Annotated in this window: 8 protein-coding genes and 1 pseudogene; 8 read left to right on the plus strand and 1 reads right to left on the minus strand. The window is 60.6% G+C overall.

What is annotated here, in order from left to right; translation table 11 throughout:
- A partial coding sequence (gene aceE, locus ACRESD_RS00895; RefSeq protein ID WP_431749207.1) for a pyruvate dehydrogenase (acetyl-transferring), homodimeric type occupies positions 1-1,830 on the minus strand: 1,830 nt, incomplete at its 3' end.
- Between the two features lie 383 nt (positions 1,831-2,213).
- On the opposite strand from aceE, the gene glnE reads away from it, so the two are divergent.
- The 8 genes and pseudogenes from glnE (at position 2,214) to ACRESD_RS00935 (ending at position 12,302) form a co-directional block, all read left to right on the plus strand.
- The gene (glnE, locus tag ACRESD_RS00900; protein WP_431749208.1) at positions 2,214-5,153 is read left to right on the plus strand and encodes a bifunctional [glutamate--ammonia ligase]-adenylyl-L-tyrosine phosphorylase/[glutamate--ammonia-ligase] adenylyltransferase; all 2,940 of its coding nucleotides are present in this window, start codon (positions 2,214-2,216) and stop codon (positions 5,151-5,153) included.
- Positions 5,154-5,358: 205 nt separating this feature from the next.
- Positions 5,359-6,393 carry a lipopolysaccharide heptosyltransferase II gene (waaF, locus tag ACRESD_RS00905; protein ID WP_431749209.1) on the plus strand — a complete coding sequence of 345 codons (1,035 nt, stop codon included), beginning with the start codon at positions 5,359-5,361 and terminating at the stop codon, positions 6,391-6,393.
- Position 6,394: 1 nt separating this feature from the next.
- Entirely contained in the window at positions 6,395-7,456 is a 1,062-nt protein-coding gene (gene waaC, locus ACRESD_RS00910; RefSeq protein WP_431749210.1) for a lipopolysaccharide heptosyltransferase I, read from the plus strand.
- The gene (locus ACRESD_RS00915) at positions 7,456-8,580 is read left to right on the plus strand and encodes a glycosyltransferase family 4 protein (RefSeq protein ID WP_431749211.1); all 1,125 of its coding nucleotides are present in this window, start codon (positions 7,456-7,458) and stop codon (positions 8,578-8,580) included. Before waaC ends, ACRESD_RS00915 begins: the two co-directional genes overlap by 1 nt.
- Positions 8,577-9,380: pseudogene (gene rfaP, locus ACRESD_RS00920) on the plus strand (lipopolysaccharide core heptose(I) kinase RfaP); the annotation flags it as partial. The gene ACRESD_RS00915 and the pseudogene rfaP, both read left to right, overlap by 4 nt.
- Positions 9,381-9,382: 2 nt before the next feature.
- A complete protein-coding gene (locus tag ACRESD_RS00925) occupies positions 9,383-10,117 on the plus strand; it encodes a lipopolysaccharide kinase InaA family protein (RefSeq protein WP_431749212.1) in 735 nt (244 codons plus the stop codon).
- Entirely contained in the window at positions 10,114-10,866 is a 753-nt protein-coding gene (locus tag ACRESD_RS00930; protein WP_431749213.1) for a lipopolysaccharide kinase InaA family protein, read from the plus strand. The genes ACRESD_RS00925 and ACRESD_RS00930 overlap by 4 nt, the downstream gene beginning before the upstream one ends.
- Positions 10,866-12,302 carry a lipopolysaccharide kinase InaA family protein gene (locus ACRESD_RS00935; protein WP_431749214.1) on the plus strand — a complete coding sequence of 479 codons (1,437 nt, stop codon included), beginning with the start codon at positions 10,866-10,868 and terminating at the stop codon, positions 12,300-12,302. Before ACRESD_RS00930 ends, ACRESD_RS00935 begins: the two co-directional genes overlap by 1 nt.
- The last annotated feature ends 46 nt before the right edge of the window (positions 12,303-12,348 follow it).

Raw genomic sequence — 12,348 nt, forward strand, 5'->3', positions numbered from 1 at the left:
GCTGTCGCCTGCTGCCCAAGCCAGGTCGCCAATGCGCTGGAAGCCGAACATCGAGTAGAAGATGTAGAACGGCAGCATCGGCTGGTTGTGGCTGGAGTACGAAGTACCGGCAGCGATGAAGGAACTCATGGCGCCCGCTTCGTTGATGCCTTCTTCGAGGATCTGGCCCTTCTTGTCTTCCTTGTAGAACATCACCTGGTCTTTATCGACTGGTTCGTAGAGCTGGCCGACGGAGGAGTAGATGCCCAACTGGCGGAACATGCCTTCCATGCCGAAGGTACGGGCTTCGTCCGGGATGATCGGGACGATGCGCGGGCCGATGTCCTTGTCCTTGACCAGCTGCGCCAGGATGCGCACGAAAGCCATGGTGGTGGAGATTTCACGGTCGCCCGAGCCGTCAAGGATAGCCTTGAGGGTGCTCAGGTCTGGCGTCGGTACGCTGAAGCTCTGCGCGCGACGCTGTGGCACGAAACCACCCAGTGCGGCGCGACGCTCGCTCAGGTAGCGGGCTTCGGCGCTGTTCGGCTCTGGCTTGAAGAACGGCAGGTTTTCCAGCTCTTCGTCTTTGACCGGAATGTCGAAGCGATCGCGGAACAACTTCAGGCTGTCGACATCGACTTTCTTGGTGTTGTGCGCGGTGTTTTTCGCTTCGCCGGCACCCGTGCCATAACCCTTGATGGTCTTGGCCAGGATGACGGTCGGTTGTTCTTTGTGGTTGACCGCTTCGTGGTACGCCGCGTAGACCTTGTACGGGTCGTGGCCGCCACGGTTGAGTTTCCAGATCTCGTCGTCGGACAGATCAGCAACCATCGCCTTGAGTTCAGGCGTGTTGAAGAAGTGTTCACGTACGAACGCGCCGTCTTTGGCTTTGTAGTTCTGGTACTCGCCGTCGATGACTTCGTCCATGCGACGTTGCAGGATACCGTCGACGTCCTTGGCCAGCAGTGGGTCCCAGAAACGGCCCCAGATGACTTTGGTCACGTTCCACTGGGCGCCACGGAATACGCCTTCGAGTTCCTGGATGATCTTGCCGTTGCCGCGAACCGGGCCGTCGAGGCGCTGCAGGTTGCAGTTGATGACGAAGATCAGGTTGTCGAGCTTCTCGCGGCCGGCCAGGGAGATGGCGCCCAGGGATTCCGGCTCGTCACACTCGCCGTCGCCCAGGAAACACCAGACTTTCTGCTTGCCTTCAGGGATGAAGCCACGGGCTTCCAGGTACTTCATGAAGCGTGCCTGGTAGATCGCCTGGATTGGACCCAGACCCATGGAAACCGTCGGGAACTGCCAGAAATCAGGCATCAGCCAAGGGTGCGGGTACGACGACAGGCCGTTACCGTCCACTTCCTGGCGGAAGTTGTTCATGTGTTCTTCGGTGATGCGGCCTTCCATGAACGCACGGGCGTAGACGCCTGGCGAGGTGTGGCCCTGGAAGTAGATCAGGTCGCCGCCGTGTTCGTCGGTCGGGGCCTGGAAGAAGTAGTTGAAGCCGATGTCATACAGGGTTGCGCTGGAAGCGAAGCTGGAGATGTGACCGCCCAGGTCAGAATCTTTCAAGTTCGTGCGCATTACCATCGCCATGGCGTTCCAACGTACCAGCGAGCGAATGCGGCGTTCCATGAACAGGTCGCCAGGCATGCGTGCTTCGTGGGTAACGGGGATGGTGTTGCGGTACGGCGTGGTGATGGCGTAGGGCAGTTGCGAGCCGCTGCGGGTCGCGAGTTCGCCCATACGGGTCATCAGGTAGTGAGCACGGTCTTCGCCTTCTTTGTCGAGAACCGATTCCAGGGCGTCCAGCCATTCCTGGGTTTCGACGGGATCGAGGTCTTGCATGGCTTGCTCCAGGGCGGAAAGGCTACCAGAATCGGTTGCCTGAAGTTTGCGACTGGCCTTGTGGGCAGACGACATAAATTCTTGGATGGCCGAAGGTTGCTTCGGCGTCCTGTAGTTTTACTACAAATCGTCGGCTATTTCAGCCTTTCGAATGTATATACGAGTAGTAAAACTACACAAGACTGAGCGTATAGCTCGGTCTGGCTGGTGAGCATAATCGTTATTGTTGATCTTTTGCGAACAAGAAAAGGTGAATGTTTGATGTTGGCTGCCAAAATGAAATTAATTTCAGCTATTTCTAACCTTTGTTCGACAGTCCTTCACCGAGCGTGGTTCTTGCGTTCACAGCTACAAGCCATTTACGCGCCGATCAAGGATAGACCATGAGCCTTCCAACGCTGGCCGAACTGCCGGCCATTCTCTTACCTTTTGCCCAGCGGGCCGAGCAGTCATTTCGTGACGCAGTGGCCGCGCTGGACGACGATCATGGCCTTTCTGCGTGGACGTCGCAACGCTGGGCTGACTTCGCCCGAGTGTGCGCTGCCAGTGATTTCGTCATTGAACAGAGCGTTCGTGACCCTTTGATGTTGCTGGAGCTGGCAGCCTGGGGTGAGCTGGACCGCGGCTTTGCGCCGGATGAGCTGTGCGGGCAAGTCGCCGCTGCGGTGCAACAGGCTGCAACAGAAGATGAGTTGGGACGTGTACTGCGCCGCCAGCGTACTCGCCAACAAGTGCGGATCATCTGGCGCGACCTGACCCGACAGGCGGACCTGGTGCAAACCTGTCGCGACCTGTCCGACATGGCCGACGCCTGCATCGACCAAGCCTATCAATGGCTGTACCAGCGCCACTGCGTGCAGTTCGGCACACCGACCGGCCGCCGCAGCGGCGAAGCGCAGCACATGGTCATCCTGGGCATGGGCAAGCTGGGTGCGGTGGAATTGAACCTGTCTTCCGATATCGACCTGATCTTCGCGTACCCTGAGGGCGGCGAGACAGTGGGCGTGAAGCGCGCCCTGGATAATCAGGAGTTCTTTATTCGTCTTGGTCAAAAACTGATCAAGGCGCTTGACCCGATGACCGTCGACGGTTTTGTGTTCCGTGTCGACATGCGCCTGCGCCCCTATGGCTCGGCCGGTGCCCTGGTGCTCAGCTTCAATGCGTTGGAGCAGTACTACCAGGACCAGGGCCGCGACTGGGAGCGCTACGCCATGATCAAGGCGCGCGTGGTGGCTGGCGACCAAGTGGCCGGTGCGCAACTGCTCGATATGCTGCGACCGTTCGTCTATCGCCGCTATCTGGATTTTTCCGCTATCGAAGCGCTGCGCACCATGAAGCAGTTGATCCAGCAAGAAGTACGGCGCAAAGGCATGGCCGACAACATCAAGCTGGGCTCGGGTGGCATCCGCGAGGTGGAGTTTATTGCTCAGGCGTTCCAGTTGATCCATGGCGGCCGCGACCTCAGTCTGCAACAGCGACCGTTGCTCAACGTGCTGGGCACCCTGGAAGGCCAGGGTTATCTACCGGCGGTTGTGATTGCCGAACTGCGTGACGGCTATGAGTTCCTGCGCTACACCGAGCATGCCATCCAGGCGATTGCCGACCGGCAGACCCAAATGCTTCCGGACAATCCAGAAGACCAGGCGCGCATCGCCTTTATGCTGGGGTTCGCCGATTGGGACGCTTTTCATGAGCGCCTGATGTACTGGCGTGGCCGGGTGGACTGGCACTTCCGCCAAGTGATCGCTGATCCTGATGAAGAAGAAGGTGAAGAGAGCGAGTTGATGGTGGGCGGTGAGTGGTTGCCGCTGTGGGAAGAGTCCCAGGATGAAGACGCGGCGTGCCGCCAATTGGCCGAAGGCGGCTTTACCGACGCACCCAAGGCCCTCAAGGCCCTGGCCGGCCTGCGCGGTAGCCCGCAATTGCGCGCCATGCAACGCCTGGGGCGTGAGCGGCTGGATGCGTTCATTCCGCGTCTGCTGGCCCAGGCGGTCGAACACGCCAACCCGGACCTGGTGCTGGAGCGTGTACTGCCACTGGTGGAGGCGGTTGCCCGCCGCTCCGCTTACCTGGTGCTGCTGACCGAGAACCCCGATGCCCTGCGCCGTTTGCTGACGCTATGTGCCGCCAGCCCCTGGATTGCGGAACAGATCACCCGTTTCCCGTTGCTGCTCGACGAATTGCTCAACGAGGGTCGCCTGTTCAAGCCGCCATTGGCGCCGGAGCTGGCTGCTGAGCTACGCGAGCGCCTGACGCGCATTCCCGAGGACGACCTTGAGCAACAGATGGAAGCGCTGCGCCACTTCAAGCTGGCTCATCGTCTGCGTGTGGCGGCTTCGGAAATTGCCGGTAGCCTGCCGTTGATGAAAGTCAGCGATTACCTCACCTGGCTCGCCGAAGCCATCCTCGAACAAGTGTTGGCCCTGGCTTGGCGCCAGACCGTGGCACGGCATGGTGCACCGCAACGGGTGGATGGCACCTTGTGCGATCCTGGGTTCATCATTGTCGGTTATGGGAAAGTCGGTGGGATCGAACTGGGGCATGGTTCCGATCTGGACCTGGTGTTTATCCACGACGGCGACCCGCAAGCGGAAACCGATGGGGCCAAGCCGATCGATGGTGCGCAGTTCTTCACGCGTCTGGGCCAGAGGATCATTCACTTGCTGACGACCCAGACCAACTCTGGTCAGTTATATGAAGTGGACATGCGCCTGCGGCCTTCCGGTGCGTCCGGGCTATTGGTCAGTTCCCTGGGGGCGTTTGACCGCTATCAACAAAATGAAGCCTGGACCTGGGAGCATCAAGCCCTGATCCGTGCTCGGGTGCTGGTGGGCAGCCAGGATGTCGGGCATGCCTTTGAGCAAGTACGGGCCCGCGTGCTGGGTCGGGAGCGGGACCCGATCAAGCTGCGCCAGGAGGTCAGCGAGATGCGTGCCAAGATGCGCGACAACCTGGGCACCAAGACCACGGCGGCCGGTACCGGTGCCAATGCGTTCGAGGCGACGGCGGTGTTCGACCTCAAGCAGGACGCTGGAGGTATCGTCGATATTGAATTTATGGTGCAATACGCGGCTTTGGCGTGGTCTGCGCAACATCCATCGTTGCTGCGCTACACCGACAATATCCGCATTCTGGAGGGCTTGGAGCAGGTGGGGTTGATGCCCGCCGCCGATGCCCACCTGCTGCGCGAGGTGTATAAGGCCTACCGTTCCGCCGCGCATCGCCAGGCTCTGCAAAATGAGTCCGGCACGGTTGCCGGCGATCAGTTCGCCGACGAACGGCGCCAGGTGATGCGAATCTGGAAAGAACTGGGGTTAAGCTGAAACTCGATTAGTTGAGCGACGCCAATCTAATGTGGAAACTAGCTTTTTGTGGGAGCCGGGCTTGCCCGCGATGCAGACGCCTCGGTATGTCAGTCATACCGAAGCGATGCCATCGCAGGCAAGCCAGCTCCCATACAAAGCGCGATCTACAGTCATTGTCGATGCGGGGAGGCATAAGCCTCCCCGCATCGTTTGTGGAAACTACATGAATATTCTGATCGTTGGGCCCAGTTGGGTCGGTGACATGGTGATGGCGCAGACACTGTTCCAGTGCCTGCGCGTGCGCTACCCAGATTGCCAGATCGACGTGCTCGCCCCCGAGTGGAGCCGGCCGATCCTCGAGCGCATGCCCGAGGTGCGCAAGGCCTTGAGCTTCCCGCTCGGCCACGGAGCCCTTGAACTGGCGACCCGTCGTCGCATCGGCAAATCCCTGGCCGGCCAGTACGACCAGGCCATCCTGCTGCCCAACTCGCTCAAGTCGGCGCTGGTGCCTTACTTTGCCAGCATTCCCAAGCGTACCGGCTGGCGTGGCGAATTCCGCTATGTACTGCTCAACGATGTACGCACCCTCGACAAGGCGCGCTACCCGTTGATGATCGAACGGTTCATGGCTTTGGCTTACGAGCCGGGTGCCGAGTTGCCCAAGCCTTACCCACGCCCCAGTCTGCAGATCGACCCGGTGACACGCGATGCGGCATTGGCCAAGTTCGGCCTGACCCTGGATCGTCCGGTACTGGCGCTGTGCCCGGGCGCCGAGTTTGGTGAGTCCAAGCGCTGGCCGTCGGAGCATTACGCCAAAGTCGCCGAGACGAAGATCCGTGAAGGCTGGCAAGTATGGCTCTTCGGCTCGAAAAACGATCACTCGGTGGGCGAAGACATACGCCAGCGCTTGATCCCTGGCCTGCGCGAAGAAGCGGTGAACCTCAGTGGCGATACCTCGCTGGCCGAGGCGATCGATCTGCTGTCCTGTGCGGATTCGGTGGTGTCCAACGACTCTGGCCTGATGCACGTGGCTGCCGCGCTCAACCGCCCACTGGTCGCGGTGTATGGGTCCACCTCTCCAGGTTTTACCCCGCCATTGGCCGACAAGGTCGAAGTGGTGCGCCTGGGCCTGGAGTGCAGCCCGTGTTTTGACCGCACCTGCCGGTTCGGCCACTACAACTGCCTGCGCCAATTGCTGCCGCAGCCAGTCAATGAGGCTTTGCAGCGGTTGCAGGGCTCAGTGGTAGAGGTCCGATAGTTTGCGAGTATTGGTAGTCAAGACCTCATCCCTGGGTGATGTGATCCACGCGTTGCCGGCACTGACCGACGCGGCGCGGGCAATCCCCGGTATTCGCTTCGACTGGGTGGTGGAAGAAGGCTTTGCCGAGATTCCCACTTGGCACCCTGCGGTGGACAAGGTGATCCCGGTGGCGATTCGCCGCTGGCGCAAGAACATCTGGCAGACCTTCAAGAGCGGCGAGTGGCGGCGTTTCAAACAGCGTATCCAGTCGACCAAGTACGACCTGGTGATCGATGCCCAAGGCCTGCTCAAAAGCGCCTGGCTGACCCGCTACGTGCGTGCGCCGGTGGCCGGTTTCGATAAAAACTCCGCCCGTGAACCCATTGCGGCACGCTTTTATTCCCGACGCCTGGCCGTGGCCCGTGGGCAACATGCGGTGGAGCGTTTGCGCCAACTGTTTGCCGTGGCGTTGGGCTATGACCTGCCTAAGGCGTTGGGCGACTACGGGCTGAATGTCGACAAGATCGTCGGCCTGCCGCCGAAGAAGCCCTTCGTACTGCTGCTGCACGGCACCACCTGGGACACCAAGCACTGGCCCGAAGCCTACTGGCGCGAACTGGCCGAGCGCATGGGGCGTTTGGGAGTGGATGTGAAGCTACCGTGGGGCAACCCAGCCGAAAAGGCCCGGGCTGAACGCCTGGCACAGGGCCTGTCCAACGCCGAAGTGTTGCCCAAGCTGAACCTGGCGGGTGTCGCCCGTGTGTTGGCCGGCGCCCGTGCCTGTGTGGCGGTGGACACCGGTCTTGGCCACTTGGCTGCCGCGTTGGACGTACCGACCATTTCCCTGTTTGGCCCTACCAACCCCGGCCTGACCGGTGCCTATGGCAAAGGCCAGATTCATTTGGCCAGCGATTTCCCGTGTGCGCCTTGCCTGCAAAAGCAATGCACTTATCAACCTACGGCTGATGACCTGCGGCGGTTCGACGTCCCGCGTGAGTCGCCCCTGTGCTTTACACGCCTGAACCCTGAACGTGTGGCAAACCGACTGACCACGTTGTTACTGGCCGAGGAACAGCACTGATGCAACTGGCTTTTGTGCTCTACAAATACTTCCCCTTCGGTGGCCTGCAGCGTGACTTCATGCGCATCGCCCTGGAGTGCCAACAGCGCGGGCATCAGATTCGTGTGTACACGTTGATCTGGGAAGGCGATATCCCACCGGGCTTTGAAGTGCTGGTGGCGCCGGTCAAGGCGCTGGTCAACCACCGCCGCAACGAAAAGCTGTATGCCTGGATCCAGGCCGACCTGGCCAAGCGCCCGGTGGACCGTGTGGTGGGGTTCAACAAGATGCCGGGGCTGGATCTGTACTTCGCCGCCGATGGCGTGTTTGAAGACAAGGCACAGACCCTGCGCAACCCGATGTATCGCTGGTTCGGGCGTTACAAGCACTTCGCGGAGTATGAGCGTGCGGTGTTTGATAAAAACGCCAAGACGCAAATCATGGTGTTGTCCGAGCACCAACAAGCCCTGTTTACCCAGTACTACGGGACTCAGGCAGAGCGGTTCCACTTGCTGCCACCGGGCATTGCCCGCGACCGTCGCGCGCCGCCGAATGCGGCTGAAATTCGTGCCGAGTTTCGTCGCGAGTTCGGCTTGGCCGAGGATGATTTGCTGCTGGTGCAGATTGGCTCCGGCTTCAAGACCAAAGGTGTTGATCGCAGCCTGAAAGCCTTGGCTGCACTGCCATCTGCATTGAAAAAGCGTACCCGGCTGTTTGTGATTGGCCAGGATGACCCCAAAGTATTCCAATTGCAGAGTGCTGCGTTGGGCTTGGGTGATCAGGTGCTGTTTTTCAAGGGGCGCAGTGATATTCCGCGCTTCCTGCTGGGCGCCGACTTGTTGATTCACCCCGCGTATAACGAGGCGGCGGGCATGGTGTTGGTCGAGGCCGTGGTTGCGGGCCTGCCGGTGCTGGTGAGCAAGGTCTGCGGTTACGCCTTCTACATCGAGCAAGCCCAAAATGGCCGGGTGCTGGACGAGCCCTTCGAGCAGGCCCAGCTCAATCAATACCTGGTCGAGATGCTCAACGATCCACACGCGCGTGCGACCTGGAGTCGCAATGGTCTGGCCTTCGCCGAGACGGCCGACCTCTTTAGCATGCCGCAGTACGCTGCGGACCTGATTCTGGCGGAGCCAAACCGATGAAGTTGATTCTTGCCGAACCGTTCAAGACCTTGTGGGCGAGGCGTGATGCCTTTGCCGAGGTCGAGAAACTGGAAGGCCAGGTGTTCCGCGAGCTGGCCGCTCGCCGTACGTTGCGTACGGTGGTGGATGGCCACCCTTATTTCGTGAAGATCCACCGGGGAGTCGGCTGGGCCGAAATCCTCAAGAACCTGATCACTGCCAAGTTGCCGGTATTGGGCGCGGGCCAGGAGTGGCGGGCCATCCAGCGTCTGCAAGAGCTGGGCGTGCCGACCATGACCGCAGTGGCCTTTGGGGAAAAAGGCAGCAACCCGGCCGATCAGCATTCGTTCATCATCACCGAAGAGCTGACGCCGATTATCAGCCTTGAAGACTTGACCCTCGACTGGGTCAAGCAGCCGCCGGCTCCGGCGATCAAGCACGCCTTGACCGTCGAACTGGCACGTACCGTTGGCGCAATGCATCGGGGCGGCGTCAACCACCGCGATTGCTACCTCTGCCACTTTCTGTTGCACACCGACCAGCCCATCACTGCCGGCAACCTCAAGCTGTCGGTGATCGACTTGCACCGTGCCCAGGTGCGCCCGACGATTCCGATGCGCTGGCGCAACAAGGATCTGGCCGGGCTGTATTACTCCGCACTGGAAATCGGCTTGACCCGGCGCGACAAGCTGCGCTTCCTCAAGCATTACTTCCAGCAGCCGTTGCGCCAGATCCTGGCAGAGCAAACGGCGCTGTTGAACGAGCTGGAGCGCATGGCCGCCAAGCTTTACGCGCGCAAGCAGCGATACGGGGACGCGCTCGGATGGCGGGTTGGAACCTGGAACCCGCTTACGCCTCCCTGGCAGACGACTTTGGCAGCCTTGAAGCAGTGTTCGCCCTGCAGGGTGAGCAGTTGACTCGCGATCCGCTGTCGGAAGTGATCCGGGTGACGCGTGACGGAATCAACTACTACGTCAAACGCTATGTCGGCGCCGGTAAAGGCTTGCGTCGTTACCTGGGCAAGCCTCGGGTCAAATCCGAATGGCAGAACCTCAAGCGTTTTGCCAAATGGGGCATTCCTACCGCCGATGTGGTCGCCTGGGGGCTTGATCGCAAGGGCCTGGCGTACAACCGGGGGGCGATGATTACCCGTGAGTTGCCGAAAACCGAAGACTTGTCGGTGTTGGCCGAACGCAAGGATGCGCGACTGAAAGATCCGTGCTGGGTCGATGCGATCAGCCGTCAACTCGCTGAATATACCCGCACCATGCACGATCACCGCTTCACCCATAACGACTTGAAGTGGCGCAACCTTCTGGTGGACGACCAGCGCACCCTGTACCTGATCGATTGCCCCAACGGTGACTTCTGGCGCGGCTTCTGGCTCAAGTACCGCATCACCAAGGACCTGGCCTGCCTGGACAAAGTCGCCAAGTATCACTTGTCGGCCACCCAGCGCCTGCGCTTCTACATGCAATATCGCCAACACACGCACCTGACGGCGTCGGATAAACAACGCATTCGTCACGTGGTGAAGTTTTTCGAGGGGCGCGAATGAGTGACTTTCTAGCGGCCGAAGACCGTGCTCTGCTGGAGCGCAACGGTCTGGCGACCTTTGACGCCTTGTGGGCCAAGCAACTTGATGCTGTAGACGAACCCAATACCAGTCGCGGTGGCTGGAGCAGTGTGTATCGCCTGGAGCTGGAGGGGCAGGGCTATTACCTCAAGCGCCAAAGCAACTACCTGACGCGCACCTTGCACAGGCCATTGGGCGAGCCGAGTTTTGCCCGTGAGTTTCGCAACATCAGCCTTTACCGCCAGCGGCGTATCCCGGCGTTGCAAGCCGCGTTCTTCGGCGAGCGCAAGGTCAGCGGCGAGCGTCGTGCAATGTTGCTGACCCGTGCATTGGACGGTTGGAATGACTTGGATTCGTTGCTGGAGCAGTGGCCGCAACTGAGCGATACCCAGCACCGTGCAATCCTGCGGGCCTGTGGCCAGCTTGCACACAAATTGCACGATGTGGGTCAAGTGCATGGCTGTTTTTACCCCAAGCATATTTTCCTGCAGGCCACTGCCGACGGTTATGCCGCACAGTTGATTGACCTGGAGAAAACCCGCCCGCTGCTGTTTGGCTGGCGTGACCGGGTGAAAGACCTGGAGCCGCTGTTGCGTCGCGCTCCCCAGTGGTCAGAAGCCCAGGTGCGCCAATTGCTGGCCGCCTACCTGGAGCAGCCTGAGGACAGCGCGCTGGTTGCCACTTGGCATCAACGCCTGACGGCCCGTCGCAGCCACAAGGAGAGCCGTTGATGCGTTTGTCCGAGCTGAAAAATGCCGGCCGTACGCCCAGCTTGCCGCTGAGTATCGAGTTGGCGGATGCGGCCGGTCCCGGGCAGTTGCAACTGCTGAGCCTGTTGCGGGTGCTGCCGGGGCAGCGCTACGTGGGCGCGGCGGTTTGGCGTGGGCGCCCGGTGTTGGCCAAGTTGCTGGTGGGCAGCAAGGCCGCGCGGCATTTTCAGCGTGAACGCAACGGTGTGCGCCTGTTGGCCGAGCAGGGCCTGACTACGCCCTTACTGTTGGCCGACGGGTTGCAAGACGGCGAGGGTGGCTGGTTGCTGTTCGAGTTTCTCGAAGGTGCCGAAAGCCTGGCGGATGCCTGGCATGTCGTCGAAGACTTGCCGCCGTTGGCGGACGAACAAACCGCCGTGCTCGCCGAAGCCCTCGGTGCGATTGCCCAGATGCACGCCCAAGGGGTGTGGCAGGAAGACCTGCACCTGGACAACTTGCTGCGTCACAACGGCAAGCTGTACCTGATTGATGGCGCCGGTATCTGCGCTGAAGAAGCCGGCAAGCCGTTGTCGCGCAATCGCGTGCTGGAAAACCTCGGTGTGTTTTTTGCCCAGTTGCCGAAGAGCCTCGAACCGTTTACCGAAGAGTTGCTGGTGTACTACCTGCTGAGCAACGGTGAGCATGCGTTGCCCTTGGAAGCCCTCGAGAAGCAGGTGCGTAAGGTCAGCGCCTGGCGCATGAAGGACTTCATGAGCAAGGTCGGCCGTGAATGCACGCTGTTCAGCGTGGTGCGTGGCGCCTTTGGCTTGCGTGCGGCGCGTCGTGAAGAAGAGGCCGCGATGGTGCCGGTGCTGGAGCAGGCGGATGCGCTGCTCGAGCAGGGCCATTTGTACAAGACCGGTGGCGCGGCGAGTGTCGCCAAGGTCGAGGTGGCTGGTCGCCCATTGGTGATCAAGCGCTACAACATCAAGGGTTTTGCCCATTGGCTCAAGCGCTTCTGGCGCCCGAGCCGTGCCTGGCATTCCTGGCGCGAAGGCAACCGTCTGGCCTTCCTCGGCATTGCCACACCCAAGCCGCTGGCGGTGCTGGAGAAGCGCTTTTTCTGGCTGCGCAGTCGGGCTTACCTGATCACCGAGTTCTTGCCGGGGCCGGATATCATCGAACGCTTCGCGCCCTACGTTGAGCGTGGTGACGCCCCTGAAAACGAACTGCTGGCCCTGGACCAGCTGTTTGCTGAGCTGATCCGCGAGCGCATCAGTCATGGCGACTTCAAGGGGCATAATCTGTTCTGGAACGAAGGCTGCTGGGCGATGATCGACCTGGACGCGATGTGTCAGCACAGCTCCGCTGCCAGCTTTGCCCCAGCGTTTGCCAAGGACCGCGCGCGGTTTATGCGTAACTGGCCTGAGAGCAGTGCGCTCTACAAAGTGATCGACCAGCGCCTGCCTGCGCCATAGACGCCCGATATTGTAGTGAGCGGGCTTGCCCCGCGCTGGGCTGCGT

Origin of the sequence: Pseudomonas sp., assembly GCF_050739995.1 — a bacterium.
Classification (GTDB): Bacteria; Pseudomonadota; Gammaproteobacteria; order Pseudomonadales; family Pseudomonadaceae; genus Aquipseudomonas.

What these genes read in the sequence shown, in the direction of transcription:
- glnE (WP_431749208.1), top strand. Translation starts at nt 2,214, where the DNA reads ATGAGCCTTCCAACGCTGGCCGAACTGCCGGCCATTCTCTTACCTTTT.
- waaF (WP_431749209.1), top strand. Translation starts at nt 5,359, where the DNA reads ATGAATATTCTGATCGTTGGGCCCAGTTGGGTCGGTGACATGGTGATG.
- ACRESD_RS00915 (WP_431749211.1), top strand. Translation starts at nt 7,456, where the DNA reads ATGCAACTGGCTTTTGTGCTCTACAAATACTTCCCCTTCGGTGGCCTG.
- ACRESD_RS00925 (WP_431749212.1), top strand. Translation starts at nt 9,383, where the DNA reads ATGGCGGGTTGGAACCTGGAACCCGCTTACGCCTCCCTGGCAGACGAC.
- ACRESD_RS00930 (WP_431749213.1), top strand. Translation starts at nt 10,114, where the DNA reads ATGAGTGACTTTCTAGCGGCCGAAGACCGTGCTCTGCTGGAGCGCAAC.
- ACRESD_RS00935 (WP_431749214.1), top strand. Translation starts at nt 10,866, where the DNA reads ATGCGTTTGTCCGAGCTGAAAAATGCCGGCCGTACGCCCAGCTTGCCG.